20 protein-coding genes are annotated in these 22,939 nt (G+C 66.8%); 13 read left to right on the top strand and 7 right to left on the bottom strand.

The features are described from left to right. Position 1 precedes the first annotated feature (1 nt). Genes IQ782_RS27015 through IQ782_RS26990 form a run of 6 tightly spaced genes read left to right on the top strand, consistent with a single transcriptional unit; the run spans position 2 to position 7,016 of the window. Positions 2-1,258, top strand: coding sequence for a hypothetical protein (locus IQ782_RS27015; protein ID WP_194137787.1), 1,257 nt, complete (start codon positions 2-4; stop codon positions 1,256-1,258). After that, the gene (locus IQ782_RS27010; RefSeq protein WP_194137786.1) at positions 1,255-2,922 is read left to right on the top strand and encodes a hypothetical protein; all 1,668 of its coding nucleotides are present in this window, start codon (positions 1,255-1,257) and stop codon (positions 2,920-2,922) included. The genes IQ782_RS27015 and IQ782_RS27010 overlap by 4 nt, the downstream gene beginning before the upstream one ends. Next, positions 2,919-4,328, top strand: coding sequence for a CDP-glycerol glycerophosphotransferase family protein (locus IQ782_RS27005; protein WP_194137785.1), 1,410 nt, complete (start codon positions 2,919-2,921; stop codon positions 4,326-4,328). The genes IQ782_RS27010 and IQ782_RS27005 overlap by 4 nt, the downstream gene beginning before the upstream one ends. After that, entirely contained in the window at positions 4,325-5,590 is a 1,266-nt protein-coding gene (locus IQ782_RS27000; protein ID WP_194137784.1) for a KpsE/RkpR family capsule polysaccharide export protein, read from the top strand. The genes IQ782_RS27005 and IQ782_RS27000 overlap by 4 nt, the downstream gene beginning before the upstream one ends. Before the next feature lie 3 nt (positions 5,591-5,593). After that, complete coding sequence (locus tag IQ782_RS26995; RefSeq protein WP_194137783.1) at positions 5,594-6,361, top strand: ABC transporter permease; 768 nt, start codon at positions 5,594-5,596, stop codon at positions 6,359-6,361. Between the two features lie 4 nt (positions 6,362-6,365). Beyond that, positions 6,366-7,016: an ABC transporter ATP-binding protein gene (locus IQ782_RS26990; protein WP_194137782.1), complete on the top strand. Its 651-nt coding sequence runs from the start codon at positions 6,366-6,368 to the stop codon at positions 7,014-7,016. 48 nt (positions 7,017-7,064) lie between these two features. On the opposite strand, the gene IQ782_RS26985 is transcribed toward IQ782_RS26990, so the two are convergent. From IQ782_RS26985 to IQ782_RS26960, 6 genes are read right to left on the bottom strand one after another with little or no spacing between them, the layout of a single operon-like run. After that, positions 7,065-8,357 (bottom strand): TRAP transporter large permease, encoded by a 1,293-nt coding sequence (locus IQ782_RS26985; RefSeq protein WP_194137781.1) that lies wholly within the window; start codon positions 8,355-8,357, stop codon positions 7,065-7,067. Then, on the bottom strand, positions 8,350-8,910 hold the full coding sequence (locus IQ782_RS26980; RefSeq protein WP_194137780.1) for a TRAP transporter small permease: 561 nt from the start codon (positions 8,908-8,910) through the stop codon (positions 8,350-8,352). The genes IQ782_RS26985 and IQ782_RS26980 overlap by 8 nt, the downstream gene beginning before the upstream one ends. A gap of 45 nt (positions 8,911-8,955) precedes the next feature. After that, complete coding sequence (locus tag IQ782_RS26975; protein ID WP_194137779.1) at positions 8,956-9,972, bottom strand: TRAP transporter substrate-binding protein; 1,017 nt, start codon at positions 9,970-9,972, stop codon at positions 8,956-8,958. 42 nt (positions 9,973-10,014) lie between these two features. Next, positions 10,015-10,917, bottom strand: a complete 903-nt coding sequence (locus IQ782_RS26970; RefSeq protein WP_240989608.1) for an SDR family NAD(P)-dependent oxidoreductase — start codon at positions 10,915-10,917, stop codon at positions 10,015-10,017. Continuing rightward, on the bottom strand, positions 10,914-11,726 hold the full coding sequence (locus IQ782_RS26965; protein WP_194137778.1) for an enoyl-CoA hydratase/isomerase family protein: 813 nt from the start codon (positions 11,724-11,726) through the stop codon (positions 10,914-10,916). Before IQ782_RS26965 ends, IQ782_RS26970 begins: the two co-directional genes overlap by 4 nt. Next, complete coding sequence (locus tag IQ782_RS26960) at positions 11,723-13,423, bottom strand: AMP-binding protein (protein WP_240989607.1); 1,701 nt, start codon at positions 13,421-13,423, stop codon at positions 11,723-11,725. Before IQ782_RS26960 ends, IQ782_RS26965 begins: the two co-directional genes overlap by 4 nt. Before the next feature lie 104 nt (positions 13,424-13,527). Between IQ782_RS26960 and IQ782_RS26955 the strand changes: the two genes are divergently transcribed. Further along, entirely contained in the window at positions 13,528-13,986 is a 459-nt protein-coding gene (locus IQ782_RS26955; protein WP_194137777.1) for a MarR family winged helix-turn-helix transcriptional regulator, read from the top strand. A 29-nt stretch (positions 13,987-14,015) separates the two neighbouring features. Here IQ782_RS26955 and IQ782_RS26950 read toward each other — a convergent pair whose 3' ends face one another. Beyond that, entirely contained in the window at positions 14,016-14,696 is a 681-nt protein-coding gene (locus IQ782_RS26950) for a GntR family transcriptional regulator (protein ID WP_194137776.1), read from the bottom strand. Between the two features lie 187 nt (positions 14,697-14,883). Between IQ782_RS26950 and IQ782_RS26945 the strand changes: the two genes are divergently transcribed. From IQ782_RS26945 to IQ782_RS26920, 6 genes are read left to right on the top strand one after another with little or no spacing between them, the layout of a single operon-like run. After that, positions 14,884-16,302 (top strand): ABC transporter substrate-binding protein, encoded by a 1,419-nt coding sequence (locus tag IQ782_RS26945; RefSeq protein ID WP_240989606.1) that lies wholly within the window; start codon positions 14,884-14,886, stop codon positions 16,300-16,302. 60 nt (positions 16,303-16,362) lie between these two features. Beyond that, the gene (locus tag IQ782_RS26940; RefSeq protein WP_194137774.1) at positions 16,363-17,280 is read left to right on the top strand and encodes an ABC transporter permease; all 918 of its coding nucleotides are present in this window, start codon (positions 16,363-16,365) and stop codon (positions 17,278-17,280) included. Positions 17,281-17,329: 49 nt separating this feature from the next. Continuing rightward, positions 17,330-18,220: an ABC transporter permease gene (locus tag IQ782_RS26935; RefSeq protein WP_240989613.1), complete on the top strand. Its 891-nt coding sequence runs from the start codon at positions 17,330-17,332 to the stop codon at positions 18,218-18,220. Continuing rightward, positions 18,220-19,884: an ABC transporter ATP-binding protein gene (locus IQ782_RS26930; RefSeq protein WP_194137772.1), complete on the top strand. Its 1,665-nt coding sequence runs from the start codon at positions 18,220-18,222 to the stop codon at positions 19,882-19,884. The genes IQ782_RS26935 and IQ782_RS26930 overlap by 1 nt, the downstream gene beginning before the upstream one ends. Further along, the gene (locus IQ782_RS26925) at positions 19,881-21,452 is read left to right on the top strand and encodes a gamma-glutamyltransferase (protein WP_194137771.1); all 1,572 of its coding nucleotides are present in this window, start codon (positions 19,881-19,883) and stop codon (positions 21,450-21,452) included. Before IQ782_RS26930 ends, IQ782_RS26925 begins: the two co-directional genes overlap by 4 nt. A gap of 20 nt (positions 21,453-21,472) precedes the next feature. Further along, positions 21,473-22,861: a M20 family metallopeptidase gene (locus IQ782_RS26920; protein WP_194137770.1), complete on the top strand. Its 1,389-nt coding sequence runs from the start codon at positions 21,473-21,475 to the stop codon at positions 22,859-22,861. Positions 22,862-22,939: the final 78 nt, after the last annotated feature.

Here is a 22,939-nt window from a genome sequence, read left to right as displayed (position 1 = left end):
GATGGCGATGGCGGACTCCCCTTCCGGCCCGCACGGCGAGGCTCTGCACGTTTCGGGCAGCGCGCGCCCCCTCGGGCCTTCCACCCCGTTGAAGGGAGCGGTCTATGTCGACAGCCCGGTCGTGTCCGCCATTCGGCAGATCCGCCCCTTCTTCGAAAGCGGTATCTTCTGCCGGGCGGAGACGCCACTGTTCCTCAAGAGGCGTGCCAGCGTCGACGTCCAGCTCCGCTTTTCACGGCTCCGGGGCGCGCAGGCCGGCAGTGTCGAACGCTGCAGAAGCGTGACGGACATGCCGCTTTCGACCGGGGGGGTGGTCTTTTATCCGTTCAACTCGCAGTCCAATCTCAACGCGGTGACCAACCGGCACGTGTTTCACGTGCTCACGCTGCACGGCGAAAGCAACAAGTCCGCATCGCAACGGCCCGCCGCCCGGCTCTACGACTATGTGACCGCAGCGGGTCCGCTGGCGCGCGACCGTTACTTGGAAGCGCGGATTTTCAGCAGGGAGGATGTCGACAACGGTCGCCTGTTGATGATGGGCGACAGCTTCGTCCAGGGCCTGCCTTGGATCCGCGCCGCAACCAACCGGGACGACGATCCGGCGATCCTCTATTGCCCGACCTGGGAAGGATATGGCGACGGGCGCGATTGCTACAGTTCCCTGCCGGATCGGCGCGGGTTTCATATTCTCGAAGCCGCCCTGCGCGCGACGCGCAGCACCCGTGTGGTGATCAAGCCGCATCCCTATCTTGGCCTGCTGCGGCGCTCGCTGATCCATGATCTCGTGCAGGGGATCCGAAGCCTGAAGGACCAAAGGGTCCGCGTGGAACTGGCTCTCGGCGACGCGAACTGGCTGACACGTGCGGCCTGCCGGCTGCACCTCCCGCGGGTGACCCGGCTCCATGAGACGCGAGAGCAGATCATCCCGCTCCGCATGGGTCTTTGCGACGTCTCGGGCATGGAAGCCATCATGCTCAAACAACGCATCCCGCATATGGTCATCACCAGAAGCGCGGATATTCCCGAAGCGATCGGGGCGTTCTACCTCGGCAAGACGATCCGACCCGACACGGCCGTGGACCATGCGGTGCGCAGCTACCTCGACGCCGCCGAAGACACCGACGCCCAGCACCGCACGCGCGTCTTCGGTTACCAGGAACCCGCGCTGGAGCAGATGGACAGCGCCGCGCGGCGCGCCTGGCTGATCGATCACGTGCAACGCAATCCGTTCTGGACCAGGGCGGGCCGACCGGCATGAGGCTCTCGCTCTTTGCCTTTTCCGGTGCCGCCGTCCTGGCGACCGCCGCAACAGCGGCGTTGATAGCGCCTTCGTCCTACGCGCTGTCATCGACGCTTCGCACGCTCGCCGCGGGCGATATGCAGACCGCTCTTGCGGATCTCAGGGCACGCGGGCCGGAGTTGCTGCTTCTCTGGTGCGGACTCCTGGCCCTATTGCTGCACGCGCCCGGCGTGCTGACGGTCCGCCGCCAGCGCCTGCACTTCCGGGCGCCTGCGTTCCTCAAGCGACTGGACGAGGCCCCGGTGCCGCCGCTGGTCTGCCTTGCCTGGATCATCGCCGGCCTGGTCACCTCTGCCGAAGGGGCGGGCTTCTTCACCGGCCTGCTCTACGGCTCCCTGCTTGCCCTGGGCTACGCGATGGTCCGGGCGGTTCCGGTCGCGGCAAGGCGCATGACCACAGCTGCCGAGGGCGTGCCGCTCGATGAGATGCAGATGCTCTTTGCAAGGGCTCAAACCGGACACTACCTGCTGCGCGTGGCCACCGCGGTCATCTCGTTTTCGATGTTGGCGATGGCCCTGCTCGGAACCGGCGTGCCTGTCGCGATCCATGTCGCGACCACGCTGGTGCTGCTTGTCGCGCATCTTGGACTCGCAGCGGCGGCGGTCTCGACGGCGCTTGGTCTTGCCAAGGCTGCCCGCCGCACCCACAGCTTCCGCATTCAGCACGAGGTCGCAGCGGCCGGCCTGATGTCGTGGATCTATGTCTCCGGCACCGCGGAAGGCTATCTCAAACGATGCTTGGGCCTGCAACGGAGTCTGGCAGGGGAAGGACATAGGGCCGGGTTTCTTCTGCGCGACGCGCAGGCCCGCAAGACTGTGTCCGAGGGCAGAACCGCCCTGATCCATTGCGCACGCACCCTTGGCAGTCTCGACCATTTCGTGCACGCGGGAAGTGGCGTGAAGACTGCCTTCTACCTGGACGATGCGGTGCGAAACGGGCATTTCACCCGTTTTCCCGAGTTCGACCATATTCTTGTCGCGTCCGAGGCGATGACACGGGCCGAGCGGATGCCCCGCAATTTCGCCATGTACGACCTTGTCGTGATGCCCAGCCGTGCCGCTGCACAGCGCTGGCGCCTCGCCTCCGACCCCGACCTCGCGGCGCGCATCGTGACCGTGGCCGGAGGCAGCCAGGCGCAGCCCCCAGGTAGCCTGCATGTCCATTGCGGCCGCGAAACCCCGGAGGCGAGATTGGCGCCCGATCTGTTCTCGCGGCTTGAGGGTTTGGCCGACGAGGCCTCCACGCTCGGGATGACGCTGATGCTCAGCCTGCCCGAGGCACCGCAGAGCACACCCGCCGAGCGTGTGCTTGCGGATCTCGTCCGAGCCAACCTGGGGCGCCGGGCGACCGTCTTCGATGCGGACGCCCTAGTCGCCGAGGAGCTCGCGGGGATCAGCGCGGTGACAACCCGCGCAGGCGCCGCACGAGCGCTGGCAGAGGGCCGCACGTCATTGTGGCTGGGCGCGCACCCGGCGCCCGAGGGCTGCATAGGCTGCCCTCCCGGAGGGCTGAAGGCGGCCCTCGACCTGCTCAGGTGCGTAGCTTCGACATCGATCGGCGATGAGCGCGATTTTGGCTCCTATGCCGAACTCCTCGCCTGGCGCGAACGGAGGGCCGGATGACCCTGGACCTCGCGCTCGCGGCGCTTGTCCTCGTCGGGGCGTTGGCAATCGAATGGCGGAAGGCGGTCAAGCTCGGCGGAACGCATGTCTCGAACCTCGCCGAAACCGACTATGTTGAACCTCTGGTCGCACGCGCAATGGCGCTCGGCCTGCCGGTGGTCGCAACGGCGCTCCTGCTCGCCGCGACGGGCGCGAACCTTCCGGTGCTGCCGAAACTCGCCCTTGCCGCCTTTTCGCTGGTGACGCAGGGCTGCCTCGCCTCGCTTCAGATCCTCGCGGCCCGCGTGTCGATGCCGGCGCGCCTCTACGAGGCCGCGCGCTGCCCCGAGATAGCAAATGCCCCCTTCGCCTTCCACTTCTCGGCCCCGGACCTGAAGACGCCCGAGCACGTCGCAATGTGGCGCGCGCCGATGGACAGCGTTGAAAGAGGCTGGTTCACGATCCTCCGCGAGCCCGCTCAGTTGCCGCATTTCCGAGCCGAAGCACTCTCGCCGGCGCTCCTCGCCCGCAGTCCGGCGGATCTGCGTGCCTGCATGACCCCGGAGCTGCGCGCCGTCTTCTACGCGAACAACGGTCAGCTGAACCGCCAGATGATCGCGGCCAACAGCAACGTCACACATGTGCAGCTTCTGCACGGCGACAGCGACAAACCCCCGTCCTATTCACCGCTGACACGCAACTACGACCAGGTCTTCGTCGCCGGGCAGGTGGCAATCGATCGATATTCCGCGCATGGCGTCGACATCCCAAGGGAACGTTTCCGTGTCGTCGGGCGCCCCCAGGTCGCTGCGATCGAACCCCGCGACAGATCGGGAGCGATAGCGAAACTCGTCTACATGCCAACCTGGCGCGGCTTCTACGAGGATACCCAGTTTTCGTCTCTCGACCGGGCCGCGCAGATCATCGAGCGGATCGCCGCACGGCATCCCTCTGTCGAGATCATCTTCAAACCGCATCCGATGTCCTACAAGGACCCGGAGTGGCGGACCTATCAGACCGCCATCCGCAAGGCGCTGCGCGGAAGCGGGCGCTTCGCGGATGACGCCGAGACGCCCTTTGATCTCTACAACGCGGCCGACGTTTTGATCACTGATATCTCGTCGGTGATGATCGACTTCCTCTATTCCGGCCGACCGCTGCTGGTGATCGATCCGCCCTCGCTGGCAGAGCGGCAGCTTTGGCAGTTCCCGACGCTTGCCGCGGCCTACCGCGTGCGCGCCGATCTTGCCGATCTTGACGAACGCCTCGCGCTGGCAGCTGGCGACGATCCACGTGGCGCCGAGCGGCTTGCGATGCGCACGGCCTGTTTCGGCGACTGGGGCCGCCCGGTCGGCGAAGCCTTCCGCGACGCCTGCCACGCGCTGCTGTCGCCGCAGCCCGCCCCGAAAACAGGAATGGAAAGGTGAGCCTTCGCGACATGGACAGCACCACGATCAAAACGCCCACGCCCGTGAGCAAGGCAAAGACCCCGTCCAAGCCCGCCGCTGCCCCGGAGCACGCCCCGCTGGGGCAACCGTCGGGCGTTCAACCGACGCCGAAGCGGGTCGGGGCGCAGCAACGGACGCGCAGGAAGCTGATTGCCTCCTTCGTTCTGATCTTCGTCCTGCCGTCGCTGATCGGGATCATCTACTATGCCTGCATGGCCTCGGATCGTTATGCCAGCAGCGCCAGCTTCGTGGTGCGGCAGACCGCAGGCACCGCGCCGGGCGGCTCCGACCTCATCAGTTCTTTCACCGGGATCACCGCCTCGGGCTCGACCGCGTCGGACAGCTACATCATCCGCCGCTATCTCGAAGGGCCCGATCTGCTACGGAAACTCGACTCCGCGCTTGGCTTGCGCTCCCACTACAGCGCGCCCGAGATCGACTACGTGTCACGCTTCGACAGCAGTCTTCCCTTCGAGGATTTCGTCACCTATTGGCAACGCCGGATCACCACGGCCTATGACAACACGACCGGCATCCTTTCCTTTGAGGTGCAGGCGTTCGACGATGATCTGGCGATGCGCATGGGACAGGCGGTTCTCGAAGCCGCCGACGCGCTGGTCAACGACCTGTCGGTTGCTGCGCGCGAGGATTCCGTCTTCTTTGCCCGGCAGGAGGTCTCTCGTGCCGAGGAACGCCTGCGCCGCGCGCAGGTTGCGCTGCGTGACTTCCGAACCGCAAGGGGGGCCGTCGACCCGACGCTCAACGTGCAGCTCGACGCGCAGTTGATCGGCAACCTGGAGGCACAGCGCGCCGAGTTGCAGACCCGCATTCGCGCGATGGAGGGGCAAATCGACGAAGACGGTCCCGTGGTCCGCCAGATGCGGCGCGAAGCAGACGCCCTTGATGCCCAGATCGAGACACGCCGCGCGCTCGTCGGGCAGCCCGGAGATCGTGGCAACGGCGGGACCGATGCCGGAGCCCTTGGCGAATTCGAAAGTTTGACGATCGAGCAAACCTTTGCCCAGCAGCTCTACGCTTCGGCCCTGACCTCGCTGGAATCCGCGCGCATGGAGGCGGATCGGCAACAACGCTACCTTGCGATCTTCGAGCGCCCCTACTTCCCCGAGGATGCCATCTATCCGCTGCGCCTGCGCAACGCGCTGTTGCTGGCGGGCGCGACGCTGCTGATCTGGATGATCGGCTCGCTTGTCACCTATGCCGTGCGCGACCACCTGAGGTAAGCGGTGCTCTACGCCATCCAGCTCCAGATCCGGGTGATCGCGACCCTGGTCCTGCGCGAAACGCGCATGACCTTCGGCACGTCGCACATCGGCTATCTCTGGGCAATTTTCCAGCCGATGGTCTCGATCAGCTTCCTGGTCGTCCTGTTCTACCTGATCGGCCGCAAGTCGCCCTATGGCACTTCCCTCGCGCTGTTCTTTTCGACGGCGGTCCTGACGCTGGAGCTCTACAACAAGATGTCCGTTTCGCTGATGCGGGCCTTCACCTCGAACAAGTCGCTGCTGACCTATCCGATGATAAAGGAGACCGACACGCTCTTTGCGCGCGCCGTGCTCATCGGGCTGACCTTCGTCATCATCAACACCGTCTACTACGGCGGGCTTTGGTCGGTGGGGCTGGCACAGCTACCGGTCCACCCCGAATGGCTGTGCCTTGCCTTCGCGCTCACCCTGGCGCTTGGTTTCGGCATCGGGACGCTGAACGCGATCATCTATCAGCGCGCGCAGACGTGGCAGCACATCGAAAAGCTCTTTGCGCGGCCCCTCTTCTTCCTGTCAGGCGTCTTCTACATCCCCTCCAAACTTCCGCCCGAAGCCACCGCGGTCTTGAAGTGGAACCCGATCCTGCATCTTGTCGAGCTGACAAGAGAGGCGTTCTTCGCCGGTTACGAGAGCGATATCCTCAATATCTGGTATCCGCTTTCGCTTGCCCTGACGCTCAGTGCCATCGGTCTTCTCTGGGAACGCATCAGCCGGAAACGGAGGGTTTGACCCGATGATCGAACTCGACTCTGTCTCCAAGCGCTACAGTGTGTCCGGCGTGAACAAGACGATCCTCGACGACGTGTCCTTCGTCTTCGAAAGTGGCCGCAACATCGCGGTGATGGGTCACAACGGCGCGGGCAAGTCCACCATCATGCGCATGGTCGCCGGGATCGAGCTGCCCAGCGTCGGTCAGATCCGGCGCGACGAGAAAGTCTCTTGGCCGATGGGCTTTGCCAGCGGATTCAATGGGACCATGACCGGCGTCGAGAACGTCCGCTTCGTCGCGCGGATCTATGGCGAGAGCTCCGACCGGGTCCTGGCCGACGTGCAGGAGTTCGCGGAACTCGGGGCCTCCCTCGACCTGCCGATCGCGACCTATTCGAGCGGAATGAAGGCGCGCCTTGCCTTTGGCCTGTCGCTGGCCATCAACTTCAACTCCTACCTGATCGACGAGATCACCGCCGTCGGCGATCGCAGGTTCAAGAAGAAGTCCGAGGCGCGGCTGAAGGACAAGCTGCGCGACAGCCGCGTCATCATGATCTCGCATTCCGAAAAGACGATCCGGGACTACTGCGATTGCGGCGTGCTGATCCATGGTGCCAAGCTCTACTACTACGACGCCATAGATGGCCTCATAAGGGACTACCGCACCTTCTGCTGATGTCTCCGGTGCGACGCCCGCTCGGCGGCGCGTGCCATCCGCCTGCGTCTACATCGAGTTCGGCAGGAACAGCACCAGCCCCGGCACGAGGATCAGGATCGCCAGCCGCAAGAGATCCACCAGCACGAAGGGCAGCACCCCGCGAAAGATCGTGCCCAGCCCGACGTGCCGCGCAATGCTGTTGATGACGAAGACATTCATCCCGATCGGCGGGGTGATCAGGCCCAGTTCCACGGTCATCACGATGATGATGCCGAACCAGATCGGATCGAAGCCGAGCTGGGTGATCACCGGGAAGACGATGGGCACCATCAGGATGATCATCGCCATGGCGTCGAGGAAACAGCCGAGCACCACGAAGAGCACCATGATCAGCACCAGCGTGCCGTAGCGCCCCAGTCCCAGCTCGATCAGCATCCGCGTCATGTTCTGCGGCACCTGCGTCACCGCGAGGAAGTAGCCGAAGAGGATCGCCCCGATCAGGATGGTGTAGATCGCCACAGAGGTGCGCAGCGCGCCGACGAGACAGTCGAGCAGCGAGGTCGCCCCCAGCCGTCCGCGCGCAAGGCCGATGACCGCGGTCAGCACCGCGCCCACCGCCGCCGCCTCGGTGGCGGTGGCGATGCCGAGGTAGATCGACAGGATCACCGCGATGAACAGCAGCGCCACCGCCCAGACGTCGCGCAGCGCCCGCAGCGCCTCACGCAGATCGAAGGGCGCGCCGGCGGGCAGGTGCGGGCCGTAGCGCAAGCGCACCGTGAGCATGTACATCACCACCGCCAGCAGCCCCGGCACGATGCCCGCGATAAACAGGCTGCCGATGTCCTGCTCGGTGATGTAGCCATAGACCGCCAGCACCACCGAGGGCGGTATCAGGATGCCGAGCGTGCCCCCCGCGGCGATCACCCCTGTGGCGACGTCGTCGCCGTAGCCCGCGCGCTTCATTTCCGGGTAGGCGATGTCGGTCATCGTGGCGGCGGTCGCCACCGACGAGCCGCAGATCGCCGCGAAGCCCGCGCAGGCCCCCACCGTCGCGATCCCCAGCCCGCCGCGGAACGAGCCGAGCGTGGCATTGGCCGCGCGGAAGAGCTCGCGGCTCATGCCCGAGCGGGTGGCGAGCACCCCCATCAGCACGAAGAACGGGATGAGCGTCAGGTTGAAGTCGGTCACCGTGCGCAGCGGCGAGGTGGCCAGCAGGTTCAGCGCCGGCTTCAGCCCGGTCACCATGCCGAAGCCGCCGACGCCGACGATGCCCATGGCAATGCCGATCGGCACGCGGATCAGCATCAGCAGGAACAGGACGACAAAGCCGCCCGCCGCGATCAGGTCGCGTTCACTCATTCTTTTCTACCTTTGGATGGCCCATGTCGGACCCGTCTTCCTCGGGGGTCGCCTCGTGGCCTTCCAGCCCCTCGCCGAACCGCCAGATCCGCCAGAGGCGCAGCGACGTGGCGACGAGCGCCGCGATCAGCCCCAGCAGGATCGCGGCAAGGAAGGGCCAGTGCGGCAGGCGCAGGTCCATGGTGACCTCGCCGCCCGAAAGCTGCGAGATCACCCGCGCGCCCATCTTCCAGACCAGCAGCCCGGTGAAACCCAGCAGGATCGCCCAGGCCGCAAGATCCAGCCAGCGCCGCAGCGCCGGAGAGACCGCCTGCGCCAGGATGTCGACCTTGATGTGGCTGCCGCGATAGCCGAGCGAGGCAAAGCCCCAGATCACCGCGATGGCCAGCGTCAGCCGCGAGATGTCGAAGGAATCCGGCAGCGGCGCGGCAAAGAGATACCGCCCCACCGCCGAGACGAAGATCAGCAGCGTGACCAGCCCGAGCATCACCGCGGCGGTTCTTTCCACCCACAGGATCACCCGGTCCGCCGCAGTGTGACGTTGGCCCGTCATGGCGCCTCGCGTGTTGGGGGGAGCGCCCGCGCTCCCCCGGTTGCCTTACTTGTAGAGCACGCCGTTGGCATCGAGCGCCGCGCGCAGCCCCTCGAGGATCGCCTCGGGGTCGCCGCCCGCCGCGCTCACATCGGCCTTCCACGCCTCCAGCGTCGGCATCGCCGCCTCGCGCCACAGCGCGACCTCCTCGTCGCTGGGCGTGTAGACCGTGTGCTCGGGGTTGTTCATGATTTCCTCACGCACGCCCTTGTCGTAGTCGGCCCAGCCTTCCGAGAATTTCTTCGACCACTCCGGGGTGCAGTGATCGTCGATCACCGCCTTCTGCGCATCGCTCAGACCGCCGTAGCTGTCGTTGTTGAACAGCAGCACCTGCGACGAGAGGTAAAGCGGCATGTCATTGTGAAACTTCGTCTCCTCGGCGACGTTGAAGATCTTCATCGCCTCATAGGGGAAGGTCACCGCGTCGGCGGTGCCGCGCGCCAGCGCCTCGCGGGCCTCGGGCGCGGGCACCTGCACCGAGGCGCCGCCAAGCGAAGCGACGAAGCGCGCCATGGTCGAATGCGCCGGGCGCACGTTGAGCCCCTTCACGTCGGCCGGGACCTTGATCTCGGTCTTGCCGTGGAAGCGGCCCGGCTCGTGCGGGTTGACGAGGCAGAAGTGGACGTCGCCCATCTCCTTGGCGGCATAGTCGCCCGCGTACCATTCGTGGATCGCCTTGGCCGCATTCGGCCCGTCGGTGGCCAGGAAGGGCACGCCGGTCAGCTCGTAGATCGGGAAGCGCCCGGCGGTGTAGCCGGGGTTCACGTAGCCGATGTCGGCGATGCCGTCGCGGGTCATGTCGTAGTGGTCAGGTGCCGCGCCAAGCTGTTGCGCGGGGAACACCTCGAAGGTGATGGTGCCGCCCGAGTCCGCGGTGATCGAGTCCATCCACTCCTGCATGCCGGTCTGCGGCACCGCGTGCTGCGGCGGCAGCCAGTGCGCCAGCCGCAGCGTGACATTCTGCGCCTGCGCGCCACTGGCGCAGAGCGCCAGGACAGCCGCTCCGATGGTAATGGTCTTCATGGTCTTCCTCCCTAAATGCGCCCGGTTTCCTCCTCCGGGGCGTCAACTCATCTCGATCCCCACGGATTGCAGGGATCCGGCGAGGGTGCCTCCGAGCGCCTCGGCAATGCCGTCCGCGCGCCACCCGCCCTTCGAAATCTCATGCGCCGCCTCGGCCGGATGCGCCCAGAGGCTCAGCCGGTCGCCGCCTATGCCGATACATTGCCCGGTGACCCCCGCCGAGGCTTCGGAGGCAAGGTAGACGATCAGCGGCGCCACGTCCTCCGGTCCGCCGATGCCCATGGTCTGCCGCACGCTGTCGTCCAGCGCCTCGCCCCGCGCCGCCTGCTCGCTGAGCTCGGTCAGTGCGGGAATGGTGGCGGTCATCGCGGTCAGAGCCGTCGGCACCACGGCGTTGACGGTGACCCCGGCGCGGGCCAGCTCCATCGACCAGGTCCGCGCCATGGCCGCGATGCCGGCCTTGGCGGCGGCATAGGACGTCTGGCCGAAATTGCCGCGCTGCCCGGCGATCGAAGACATGAGGATCAGCCGCCCGCCGTGTCCGGCCTCGCGCCAGTGCCGCGCGGCGGCGCGGGCGCAGGTGAAGGTGCCGCGCAGATGCGTGGCGATCACCGCGTCGAAATCGGCGTCGGAGGTGTTCCAGAGGACCCTGTCGCGCAGGATCCCGGCATTGCAGACGAGGGCGTCGAGCCTCCCGAAACTGTCCAGCGCGGCGGCGAGACAGGCGTCCGCCGCCTCGGCGGTGCCGATGGCGGCGACGCAGGGCACCGCGCGCGGGCCGATCTCGCCTGCCACCGCCTCTGCGGCTTCCGCATTGATGTCGTTGGCCACCACAGAGGCCCCCGCGGCGGCAAGCGCCAGCGCGGTGGCCCGCCCGATGCCCTGCCCCGCGCCGGTCACCACGGCAACGCGCCCGTCGAGGCGGATGTCCCCCGCTCCCGTCATCGTCCGACGAACCTTGGCTTGCGTTTTTCCATGAAGGCGCGCGGTCCTTCCCGCGCGTCCTCCGAAGCCATGACGATGCGCTTTGCGTCATCCTCGAGCGCAAACCCGTCGTCCAGCGTCAGCCCCGAACTGCCCCGCACCACCCGCTTGATCTGGCGCAGCGAGACCGGGCCGTTCTCGGCCAGTGCCGCGGCCATCTCGAAGGCCCGCTCCAGCACCTCGGCCTGCGGCACCACCCGGTTCACCAGCCCGATTTCCCGGGCGCGCTCGGCATCAATCGTGCCCCCGGTCAGCAGCAGTTCCAGCGCCACCGGCTCGGGGATCTGGCGGCTCAGCCGCACCAGCGCCCCGGCAAAGGGAATGACCCCGCGCCGCGCCTCGGGCAGGCCGAAGACGGCGCGCTCCGAGCAGATCCGCAGGTCGGTGCCCAGCATCGTCTCCATCCCCCCGGCGAGGCAGATTCCGTTGATCGCGGCAATCACCGGCTTGGCTGGCGCGTTGCGGCGCAGCGCCGAGCGGTCCTGCAACCCCGGCTCGTTCAGGAAACGCCGGTCCCAGTCGTCCTCGGGGGCACGGTCGCCCGACAGAAGCGGCAATGTCCGACCCAGATCGCCCCCCGCGCAGAAGGCCTGCTCCCCCGCCCCGGTCAGGATCGCCACCCGCAGCGCGTCATCCGCATCGAACCCCGCGAAGGCATCGGCCAGCCGGCAGGCCATCTCCGGCGAGATGGCATTGCGCGCCTCGGGCCGGTTCAGCGTCAGCAGCAGCACCGGGCCACGGCGTTCTTCGAGCAGATGGGGCGCGCTCATGCGATGGTATCCTTTTCAAGCATCTCCTGGGCCATTTTCCGCAGGTCGACCTTGCGCACCTTGCCGTTCGCTGTCTTCGGCGTCGACCCGATGAAGGCAACGTGGCGGGGCACCTTGTGGCGGGCGATGCGGCTGCGGCACCAGTCGCGCAGCGCCGCGGCCTCCAGCTCTTCGCCCGCGCGCAGCACCACGAAGGCGAAGATCTCCTCGCCGAACTCCGGGTCGGGTACGCCGACCACCTGCGCCTCGGCGATTGCCGGGTGCTGCATCAGCCAGTCCTCGATCTCCACCGGGTAGACGTTCTCGCCGCCGCGGATCAGCATGTCCTTGATCCGGCCGATGATCCGCAGGTGGCCTTCCGCGTCCATCACCGCCAGATCGCCGCTTTTCAGCCAGCCATCGGAGCCGATCGCCGCATCGGTCTGGTCGGGCATGTCGAAATAGCCCGCGGTCACCAGGAAACCGCGGATCTGCAGCTCTCCCTCGGCGCCGACGGGCTGCACTGCCCCACTTTCGGGATCGACGATGCAGATCTCCACATGCGGCAGCGGCACGCCCGCCGTCCTCACCCGCGCTTCCAGAGGCTCTTCGGGCACCGTCTGGGTGATGATCGGACTGCATTCGGTCATGCCCATGATGATCACCGGCTCGCAACCGATCCGGTCGTGAAGCTCGAGCATCAGCTGCGGCGGGATCGAGGTGCCGCCCGTGTAGGCGATGCGCCAGCTCGACAGGTCGCGGCTCCCGGCGCACAGCCGCGGATCCTGCAGCATTCGGATGTACATCGTCGGCACGCCGTTGGTGACGGTCCCGCCATGCGCCTCGATCAGATCGAGGACCCGCGCTGCATCGAAGTCGGCCATCACGACAAGCGCCCCCCCGGCGGCGAGCATCCCCATCACGTTGCACACGCAGCCCGCGGTGTGAAAGAGCGGCATGGCCGAAACCATGACGTCGGTCTCGCGATAGCCCGCCCGTGCCGCCGCCAGTAAGGCGTTGTTGACCGTGCCGCGGTGGGTGAGCATCGCGCCCTTGGGCTTGCCCGTCGTCCCCGAGGTATATTGGATCTGCAACACATCCTCCGGCCGCACCGCCCGCGCGACCTTGGCCAGCGCGGCATCCGAGGTCTTCGCGGCCCCGGACAGCACACTTCCGAACGGCAGGGCACCCGGAACCCGCGCCGCGCCGAGTTGCACGACGAGTTGCAGGTCGGGATACGCGCTTTGCGCGCCCGGCCTTCCGGCATCGAGCGCGGGCAGCATCCCGGCCAGCAGTGCCCCGGTGTCGAAGCCGCGGAATACCCCGGCCGCGAAGAGCGCCGAGACGCGCGCCTGCCGCAGCAGGTAGTCTAGCTCGCCGCTCCGGAACGAGGGGTTCACCGTCACCAGGACCGCGCCGATCTTGCCCAGGGCGTATTCCAGCAGCACCCACTCCGGGCAGTTGCCGGACAGGACGGCGACCCGGTCGCCAGGGGCGATGCCCTGCGCGAGCAGGGCCTTTGCCAGATGGATCACCTGCGCCTCCAACTCGGCGTAGGTCCAGCACGGTGGCGCGCCCGCGTCGTCGAAGATCAATGCCGGTCGGTCCGGCAGCGCAGCTGCGCGCTCGGACAAGAGTTCCCCGAGCGTCACGTCGCGCAGCGGCGGATCAGTTGCCTCGGGCAACCAATGCGCACCGCCTGTGGCGGTCATTCCCATCGACACGTTCCTCCCTCCGGGCCGACTCAGGATGGACTGGGTCCATGAGTTACTGTACGTAGCAGAACTGTTCGATGTAAAACAAAATCGCGGGGGCAGAACTCATGGCAGGGCGGGACGACACCCAGACGCGTCTTGACGCCGGTGAGGCAGAGGACACGATCGGCTACAAGCTGCGACTGGCGCAAATCCTCGCCTTTCGCGGCTTCGAGCAGCGGCTCACCGACCACGGGCGCGCGCCGCGCTATCTTGGCCTGCTGTCGGTGATCCGCGCCCATCCCGGCAAACCGCAAAGCCGGATCGCCGAGGCGGTCGCGCTGCCACGGTCGAGTTTCGTGACCATCCTGGATCAGCTCTCGGCCGACGGGCTGATCGAACGCCGCCCCTCGACTTTCGATCGCCGCGTCAACGGTATCTGGCTGACGCCGGAGGGCGAGACCGTGGTGGCGGGCCTGATGCAGGAGGCGCAGCGCTACGAGGCCGAGATGACCCGCGGCATGAGCGCCGAAGACATCGCCTGCGGACTGCGCGTGCTCCAGAAACTGATCGACAACCTGTCCTGAACAGCCTTCGCGCTGCGCAGGGGCAACGCTCAGGAGTCCGCAGGATGATCGTCCGCGGTTTCGCCGAGCATCGCGAGGTAGCGGTCGTAGGTCGTGCTCAACGACATGATGTGCGCCCGCATGAGATCGGCAGCCTTGTCGGCCTCCCCCCTCTCCATCGCATCGAGAAAGCCTCCGTGCTCCCGCATGGAGGCGGCCAGACGCCCTGAGACGTCGAGCTGTCGGCGGCGAAACGGGCGCAGGCGCCGGTCCATGCGCTGTGCCTCTTCGGCCAGCACCTGATTGCCCGACGCCTCGTAGATCTTCCCGTGCAGCCGGTTGTTGGCCTCGTGGTAGCGATCCGCCGCACCCTCCTTCAGGGCCCTTTCGCAATCCAGCGCGGCCTGCCGCAGGTAGAGCCGTTGCGCCGCGGTCATCCGCCGCGTCGCCAGGCGGACGCACCAGGCTTCGAGTTCGGCCATGACTTCGAACATTTCGACGAGACGGGTCATCGAGGGTCGTTTCACGAAGGCCCCGCGCCGGGGAATGAGCTCGACGAGGCCAATCGCCGCCAGGGTCTGGAATGCCTCGCGCAGGGGGGTCCGCGACACCTCGAGCTGCTCGGCCAGAGCCACTTCGCTCAGCTTGTCGCCATCGCGATATGCACCCGAGGCGATCCTCTGCTCGATAATCGTGCAGACGCGGGTGGCCGCCCTGGAGTTGTCGGTCATGGCAGAAAATCCTTGACGGTATGCAACCTTAGCGGATTGCATACAAGAATAACGACAAAAATGCAAATCACGAAAAGCCAACAGAGAGTATAACCACATGATAATTCGCAATCTTCTCGCCGGAACTGCACTATTTGCGAGTGTATCGGCACCTGCTTTCGCGGATAAAGCGAGCGACACAGTGAACATGGCCTTCAACAAGGAGCTCGAAACCGCGGACGTTTATTTCAACACCGCGCGCGAAGGGCTGCTGCTCAACCACTCGGTCTGGGACGGGCTTCTGTACCGCGATCCGGACACCGGCGAGTACAAGGGCAACCTCGCCACCGAGTGGACCTGGATCGACGACGTCACGCTCGAATTGAAGCTGCGCGAGGGCGTGACCTTCCACAACGGCGAGCCCTTCAACGCCGATGACGTGGTGTTCACCGTCAACTACGTGACCAACCCCGACAACGGCGTGAAGAACATGGCTAACGTTGGCTGGATGGACCACGCCGAGAAGGTCGATGACCTGACCGTGCGGATCATCCTCAAGGCGCCCTTCCCCGCGGCCGAGGAATTCCTCGCCGGTCCCGTCGCCATGTATCCCGACCAGTACTACGCCGAGGCCGGCCCGACCGGCATGGGCCTGCAGCCCGTCGGCACCGGTCCGTTCAAGGTGACCGAGCTGGAGCCGGGCAAGCATTTCGTGCTCGAACGCTTCGAGGACTACTTCGGCGGGCCGAAAGGCAAGGCCGGGGTCGCCAAGGTCGATATCCGCACCGTGCCCGACACCAACACGCAGATCGCCGAATTCTTCAACGGCACGCTCGACTTCCTGTGGAACATGCCCGCCGACCAGACCGAGAAGCTCGACGCCATGGGCAAGTACCAGGTGGTGAACGCACCCGCCATGCGTATCGGCTACATCGCCATGGACGCCGCCGGCCGCGCCGGGGAGTCGCCGATGACCAACCAGAAGGTGCGCGAGGCGGTGTACCACGCCATCGACCGGCAAGGCATCGTCGATGCGCTGGTCAAAGGGTCCTCGATCGTGGTCGACACGGCCTGCTCGCCGGCGCAGTTCGCCTGCGACCAGAGCGTCGAGGGCTACGCCTACGACCCAGAAAAGGCCAAGGCACTGCTCGCCGAAGCCGGCTATCCCGACGGTTTCGACATCGACTTCTATGCTTATCGCGACCGCCCCTATGCCGAGGCGATCATGGGCTTCCTCGGCAAGGTGGGCATCAATGCCAACCTCAACTACATGCAGTACTCCGCCCTGCGCGAGAAGCACCGCAAGGGCGAGGTGCCGATGACCTTCCTGACCTGGGGATCGAACTCGGTGGCCGATGCCTCGGCGATCACCTCGGAGTTCTTCACCGGTGGCCCGCAGGACGACGCCCGCGACCAGGAGGTGATCGACTGGATCGAGAGCGCGGATTCGACCAACGACAAGGAAGAACGCAAGGCTCTCTATTCGCAGGCGCTGCAGAAGATCACCAAGGAAGCCTACTGGGTGCCGCTGTGGACCTACAACGTCAACTACGTGATGAGCCCCGAGATGGCTTTCAGCCCCACTGACGACGAACTGGTCCGCTTCTTCAGCTTCGGCTGGAAGTAACCGGCAGGAGACGCCCGGTCCCCAAAGGGGCCGGGCACGCACCGACTACAGGAATGCCTCATGCTGCTCTACATCCTCAAACGCCTCGGCCTTGCCGTGCTCGTCGCGCTGACGGTTTCGGCGCTCAGTTTCAGCCTGCTGTTCATGGCGGGCGATCCGGCGATCTCGATCGCCGGCGAGAATGCCGCCGCCGAGGACATCGCCGCGATCACCGAGCGCTACGGGTTTGATCGCCCGGTTCTGGTGCAATACGCCGACTGGCTGGTGTCCGCGGCACGCGGAGACCTGGGGCGCTCGTGGTACTTCGATCTGCCGACCACCGAGATCATCGGCGACAGGCTCGGCGTGACCATGACGCTGGGGCTGCTCGCCATCTGCTTCGCGCTGCTGCTGGCGATCCCGATGGGCGTCGCGGCCGCGGTCAAGCCGAACTCGCTGATCGACCGCGCCGCATTGTTCATTTCCGTGGTCGGGCAGGCGATCCCGTCCTTCTGGTTCGGCCTGATCCTGATCGTGGTCTTCTCGATCAAGCTCGGCCTCGTGCCCGCCTCGGGCTCGTCGAGCTGGAAGCATTTCATCCTGCCCACCGTGGTCCTGGGCTACTACGCCACGCCCGCGATCATGCGCCTGACCCGCGCGGGGATGCTTGAGGTTCTGTCCGCTGATTACATCCGCACCGCCCGCGCCAAGGGGCTTGCCCCGCGAAAGGTGCTGTTCAAACACGCGCTGCGCAACGCGATCATCCCGGTGATCTCGCTCGCCGCGGTGCAGATGGGCTTCATGCTGGGCGGCTCGATCGTGGTTGAATCGATCTTCGCGCTGCACGGGGCGGGCTATCTCGCCTGGGAAAGCATCAGCCGCAACGACCTGCCGGTGATGCAGGCGCTGATCCTCGTCTTCTCCATGTTCTACATCCTTTTCACCTTCCTCGCGGACGTGCTGAACGCGTGGATGGACCCGCGCCTGCGCGTGGGCTGACCGGAGGCCGCAAGACATGACCGACACGACAGCATCCGAAAGCCCCGCCATGACCCTTTCCAAAGCCGCCCCCAAGGAAGCCCCGCTCTCGCCGCGCCAGGCCATGGTCCGCCGCGCCTTGCGCCACCGCGGGCTGATCTTCGGCGCGCTGGTGATGGGGATCGTCATCTTCATCGCGCTCTGCGCACCGCTGCTGACCCAATACAGCCCCTATGATCAGGACCTGCTGGCGCGGATGAAACCGCCGGTGTTCCTGGGCGGCGAACCGGCGCATTGGCTGGGCACCGACGCATTGGGCCGCGACTTCTGGGCGAGACTCGCCTATGGCGCCCGCATTTCACTGATGATCGGCCTGCTTGCTGCCACCATCTCGGCGGTGATCGGCTCGGTGCTGGGCATCCTTGCCGGCTACTTCGGCGGAAGGGTCGACATGGCGGTGACCTTCCTCATCAACGTACGTCTCGCCATGCCGGTGGTACTGGTGGCGCTCGCCGTGGTCGCGCTCTTCGGCGGCTCACTGATGGTCGTCGTCTCGGTGCTGGGCCTGCTGCTCTGGGACCGCTTCGCCGTGGTGCTGCGCGCCGCCACGATGCAGGTGCGCAAGCTTGAGTATGTCGCCGCCGCCGAGGTGCTGGGAGCCTCGCTGCCTCGGGTGCTGTGGAAGGACATCCTGCCCAACGTGATGAACCACCTGATCGTGATCTTCACGCTCGAGATGGCCCACGCGATCATCCTAGAAGCGGCGCTGTCGTTCCTCGGGCTTGGCGTGCAGCCGCCGACCCCGTCCTGGGGGCTGATGATCTCTGAGGGCAAGGAAATGCTGCTCTTCGAGCCCTGGCTCATCACCATTCCGGGCGTGGCGCTGTTTTTCCTCGTCCTGTCGATCAACATGCTCGGCGACGGCATCCGCGATGTCACCGCCCCGGAAGGCCGCAACTGATGACCGATCCCATCCTGTCCATCCGCAACCTCACCGTCGACCTGCCGAAGGGCGGCGACCGGCCCCATGCCGTCGAGGGCCTCTCGCTCGAGATCATGCCAAAGGAGATCGTCTGCATCGTCGGCGAGTCCGGCTCGGGCAAATCGATCACTGCCTTCACCACAATGGGGCTGCTGCCCAAGGCGCTGGTGCCCTCCTCGGGCGAGATTACGTTCGACGGCCGCGACCTGCTGAAACTCACGCCTGCCGAGCATTCCAAGCTGCGCGGCCGCCGCATGGCGATGATCTTCCAGGAGCCGATGTCGGCGCTTAATCCCTGCTACACGGTCGGCAACCAGATCGAGGAAATGTTCGAGCAGCACACCTCCCTTCCCGCCGCCGAGCGCCGCGCGCGCACCATCCGGCTGCTGGACGAGGTGAAGCTGCCCGACCCGGAGCGCATCTATTCGAGCTATCCGCACCAGCTTTCGGGCGGGCAGCGGCAGCGCATCGTGATCGCCATGGCACTGGCGCTCGACCCGGCGCTCTTGATCGCCGACGAACCCACCACCGCGCTCGATCTCTCGACGCAGGCACAGATCCTGCACCTGTTGAAGGAGCTGCGCGAGAAGCATTCCGCGGGCATCATGTTCGTCACCCATGACTTCGACGTGGTGGCCGAAATCGCCGACCGCGTGGTGGTCATGCAGCACGGGCGCATCGTCGAGCAGGGCAGCGCCGAGGAGGTTCTGAACCGCCCGAGGCACCCCTACACCCGGCTGCTGATCGACGCCGTGCCGCGCCGCACCCGCGTGGCGCGCGACAGCCTCGAGGGCAGCGCCGAAATGCTGCGCGTGGCGGGGCTGGAAAAGACCTACCACGTGAAAGGCAGCATGTTCCGGCCCGGCCGCACCGTGCACGCCTGCAAGGACGTGGGCTTCGCCGTGCGCCGGGGCGAGACGCTGGGCATCGTCGGAGAAAGCGGCTCGGGCAAGTCGACGCTGGTGAAGTGCCTGATCCGGCTGGAGGACCCTGACGCCGGTCAAGTCTGGGTGGAAGGCGAAGACATCGCAGCCTACTCGCGGCGTGCGCTGCACCCCTACCGCAAGATGATCCAGATCGTCTTTCAGGATCCCTACGGCTCGCTCAATCCGCGCCGCACCATCGGTGACCAGCTGGTCGAAGGGCCGGTGAACTTCGGCGGCGACCGCGCCGAGGCGATGGCACGGGCGCGCGAGCTGATGAAGATCGTCCGGCTCGATCCCGACGCGCTCAACCGCTACCCCAACCAGTTCTCCGGCGGCCAGCGCCAGCGTATCTGCATCGCCCGCGCGCTCATGGTCGAGCCCAAGGTGCTGATCGCCGACGAGGCGGTCTCGGCGCTCGACGTGTCGGTGCAGAAGGAGGTGCTGAAGCTGCTCAACGAGATCCGCGACAGGATGGGGCTGACCGTGCTCTTCATCACCCACGACCTGCGCGTCGCGGCGCAGGTCTGCGACAATCTCATCGTCATGCAACAGGGCGAGATCGTCGAGCGCGGCAGCGTCGATCAGGTCTTCGGCACCCCGAGCCACGCCTACACGCAGAAGCTCCTCGCGGCGCAGCCGGGTCAGGACTGGGAGGTGCCCGACGTGTCGAAGCTGCCCCCCGCCACCGGCGTCATGGGCATGGGGGGCCTGGCATGAGCGGCTCCTTCTCTCCCTCGCAGACCACCCGCAAGCCCGGCGTCACCGCCACCACGAACGGTGTCGTCGCCGCGCAGCACGCACTCGCGGCCAAGGCAGGCGCCGAGGTGCTGGCGGCGGGCGGCGACGCGCTCGACGCCGCCGTCGCGGTCAGCTTCGCCATCGGCGTGCTCGAACCATGGATGTCCGGCCCGATGGGCGGCGGCGCGATGATGATCTGGCGCGAGGACGAGGCCCGCGCCCATGCCCTGAACTACGGCATGCGCAGCTCGGCCTCCCTGGACCCGGCACATTACCCGCTCTCGGGCGCGGGCAAGGCCTCGGATCTCTTCCCCTGGGATGCCGTGGTCGAGGACCGCAACGTCATCGGCGCCTCGTCGGTCGCGGTCCCCGGCACCGTCGCGGGCATCGCGGCGGCACACGGGCGCTATGGCCGGATGCCATGGAAGGACTTGCTCTCGCCCGCCATCGCCTTCGCAAAGAAAGGCCTGCACGTCGACTGGTACGCGGCGCTGATCATCGCGTCGTCGGCGCGCGACCTGGCACAGGATCCCGACGCCGCCGCCATGTTCCTCGACGAGGGGCAATGGCCCAAGGGCTCGGGCTGGACGGCGCTTTCCGATATCCGCCTCGACCAGTCGCGCCACGCGGCGACGCTCGAACGGCTTGCCGAGGCAGGTGCCGGGGATTTCTACACGGGCGACATCGCGCGGATGCTGGCCGGGGATGTCACCGCCAAGGGCGGCTTCCTGACCGCCGACGACCTCGCCGCCTACGCCCCGCAATGGTCCGATCCGCTTGAGATTCCCTATCGCGACGGTCGCCTCTTCGCCCTGCCCGGCCTCACCGCCGGGCCGACGCTGCACCATGCCGTCACGCAATGGACCAAGGGCTACGCCGCCGTCGAGGCCGCCGAACCCAAGGCCCATCTGGCCCGCGCGGACGCACTCAAGGCCGCCTATGCCGCGCGGCTCGAGGACATGGGCGACCACGAGTCGGCCAAGGCCCCCGGCTGCACCACGCACTTCTCGATCGTCGACCGACAGGGCAACATGGTCGCGATGACCCAGACCCTGCTGTCGATCTTCGGCTCCCGGGTGGTCTCGCCCTCGACCGGCATGCTGCTCAACAACGGCATCATGTGGTTCGACCCTGCCCCCGGCAAGCCCAACAGCCTCGCGCCCGGCAAGCGCTGCCTGATGAACGTCTGCCCGGTGATCGGCGAGGCTCCGGGGCGGCGTTTCGCCCTCGGCGCAAGCGGCGGCCGCAAGATCATGCCCGCCGTCGGACAGATCTCGGGCCACCTGATCGAGCAGGGCATGTCCATGCAGGAGGCCATCGAGGCCCCCCGCATCGACGTCTCGGGCGGCGCGCAGGTGGTCGCCGACGAGCGCCTCGCCGGCCCCGTCACCGAGGCGCTTGCCGCCGCGCATCCGCTGGCCAAGGTCCAGCGCCTGCCCTTCCCCTATGCCTTTGCATGCCCCGCCGGGGTCATGCGCGAGCACGGCATCAACTCCGGCACGACCGAGACCTTCTCGCCCTGGGGCGACGGGGTCACCGCAGACTGACGACCAGGAAAGAAGAACATATGTCCTCCCGCGACGAAGCCCTTGCCTCCATCACCGACTATTTCGACTCCGGCCGGTTCCAGACCGAACTGGCCGAACTGGTCGCCCGCCCCACCGAAAGCCAGGATCCGCGCGGCGCGCCGCATCTGCGCGCCTATCTGACCGAGGCGATGCAGCCCATGCTCGAGAAGATCGGCTTTGACTGCCAGATCTTCGACAACCCCGAGGCGGGCGCCGGCCCGCTGCTTGTCGCAACCCGCATCGAGGACCCGGCCCTGCCGACCGTGCTGACCTACGGGCATGGCGACGTGGTGCGCGCGCAGGAAGGCCAGTGGCGCGAGGGGCTGGAGCCCTTCGTGCTGACCGAGGTGGGCGACAGGCTCTACGGCCGCGGCGCGGCCGACAACAAGGTCCAGCACCTCATCAACCTGCGCGCCATGGCGGCGCTGATCGAGACACAGGGCAAGCTCGGCTTCAACGCCAAGGTGCTGATCGAAATGGGCGAGGAATGCGGCTCGCCCGGACTGCGGGCCTTCTGCGAGCAGCAAAGGGCCCTTCTGGCCGCCGACGTGCTGATTGCCTCGGACGGACCGCGGCTGTCGCCCGACGCGCCGACCATCTTCACCGGCTCGCGCGGCGGCGCGATGTTCGACCTGAAGGTCGACCTGCGCGAGGGGGCCCACCACTCGGGCAATTTCGGCGGGCTGCTCGCCGACCCGGCGATCATCCTCGCCCATGCGCTGGCCTGCATCACCGACCGCCGCGGCCAGATCGCGGTGCCGGAATGGCGACCGGACAGCCTGACCCCGCGCATCCGCGAGGTGCTCTCCGCGTTGCCGGCGGTGAAATCCGGCGTGACGCTCGACCCCGATTGGGGCGAGGAGAGCCTGACGATGTCCGAGCGCGTGTTCGGCTGGAACAGCTTTGCCGTGCTCGCCATGGTCGCGGGCGTGCCCGAGGCCCCGGTCAATGCCATCGCCGGCTGGGCCCGTGCGACCTGCCAGCTGCGCTTCGTCGTTGGCACCGACGTCGACGATATCGTCCCGGCGCTGCGCCGCCATCTCGACGCCCAGGGCTTCACCCAGGTCGAGATTGCCGTGGCCGAGCGCGGCTCCTTCCCGGCGACACGGCTCGACCCGGATCATCCCTGGGTGCGCTTCGCCTCTGCCTCCCTGGAACGGAGCACCGGCGAGACGCCGCACCTTCTGCCGAACCTCGGCGGCTCGCTGCCGAATGACTGCTTCTCCGAGGTGCTCGGCCTGCCGACGATCTGGGTGCCGCATTCCTACGCCGGATGCAGCCAGCACGCGCCCAACGAGCACATTCTGAAGCCCTTGTCGCGTCAGGCACTGATCGGCATGACCGCGCTGTTCTCGGACATCGCCGAACAGGGCGCGCCCAGGGCCTGAGCCATGGACTACGTGACGCTGTTTGCCATCATCGCCGCCGCGGGCGCGGTGGCGGGGATCATTTCGGGCCTGCTGGGG

The sequence above is a fragment of the Salipiger mangrovisoli genome, from assembly GCF_015223355.1.
GTDB lineage: Bacteria > Pseudomonadota > Alphaproteobacteria > Rhodobacterales > Rhodobacteraceae > Salipiger > Salipiger mangrovisoli.
The sequence above is the reverse complement of the archived record's forward strand: the minus strand, read 5'-3'. Positions and strand labels throughout refer to the sequence as shown.

Bases quoted from the DNA above. Each gene is read 5' to 3' on its own strand.
- IQ782_RS26990 (WP_194137782.1), top strand. From the start codon at position 6,366: ATGATCGAACTCGACTCTGTCTCCAAGCGCTACAGTGTGTCCGGCGTG.
- IQ782_RS26930 (WP_194137772.1), top strand. From the start codon at position 18,220: ATGACCGATCCCATCCTGTCCATCCGCAACCTCACCGTCGACCTGCCG.
- IQ782_RS26950 (WP_194137776.1), bottom strand. From the start codon at position 14,696: ATGACCGACAACTCCAGGGCGGCCACCCGCGTCTGCACGATTATCGAG.
- IQ782_RS26940 (WP_194137774.1), top strand. From the start codon at position 16,363: ATGCTGCTCTACATCCTCAAACGCCTCGGCCTTGCCGTGCTCGTCGCG.
- IQ782_RS26980 (WP_194137780.1), bottom strand. From the start codon at position 8,910: ATGACGGGCCAACGTCACACTGCGGCGGACCGGGTGATCCTGTGGGTG.
- IQ782_RS26975 (WP_194137779.1), bottom strand. From the start codon at position 9,972: ATGAAGACCATTACCATCGGAGCGGCTGTCCTGGCGCTCTGCGCCAGT.
- IQ782_RS26970 (WP_240989608.1), bottom strand. From the start codon at position 10,917: ATGACGGGAGCGGGGGACATCCGCCTCGACGGGCGCGTTGCCGTGGTG.
- IQ782_RS26965 (WP_194137778.1), bottom strand. From the start codon at position 11,726: ATGAGCGCGCCCCATCTGCTCGAAGAACGCCGTGGCCCGGTGCTGCTG.
- IQ782_RS26985 (WP_194137781.1), bottom strand. From the start codon at position 8,357: ATGAGTGAACGCGACCTGATCGCGGCGGGCGGCTTTGTCGTCCTGTTC.
- IQ782_RS26955 (WP_194137777.1), top strand. From the start codon at position 13,528: ATGGCAGGGCGGGACGACACCCAGACGCGTCTTGACGCCGGTGAGGCA.
- IQ782_RS26945 (WP_240989606.1), top strand. From the start codon at position 14,884: ATGGCCTTCAACAAGGAGCTCGAAACCGCGGACGTTTATTTCAACACC.
- IQ782_RS27005 (WP_194137785.1), top strand. From the start codon at position 2,919: ATGACCCTGGACCTCGCGCTCGCGGCGCTTGTCCTCGTCGGGGCGTTG.
- IQ782_RS26935 (WP_240989613.1), top strand. From the start codon at position 17,330: ATGACCCTTTCCAAAGCCGCCCCCAAGGAAGCCCCGCTCTCGCCGCGC.
- IQ782_RS27015 (WP_194137787.1), top strand. From the start codon at position 2: ATGGCGATGGCGGACTCCCCTTCCGGCCCGCACGGCGAGGCTCTGCAC.
- IQ782_RS26920 (WP_194137770.1), top strand. From the start codon at position 21,473: ATGTCCTCCCGCGACGAAGCCCTTGCCTCCATCACCGACTATTTCGAC.
- IQ782_RS27010 (WP_194137786.1), top strand. From the start codon at position 1,255: ATGAGGCTCTCGCTCTTTGCCTTTTCCGGTGCCGCCGTCCTGGCGACC.
- IQ782_RS26960 (WP_240989607.1), bottom strand. From the start codon at position 13,423: ATGGGAATGACCGCCACAGGCGGTGCGCATTGGTTGCCCGAGGCAACT.
- IQ782_RS26925 (WP_194137771.1), top strand. From the start codon at position 19,881: ATGAGCGGCTCCTTCTCTCCCTCGCAGACCACCCGCAAGCCCGGCGTC.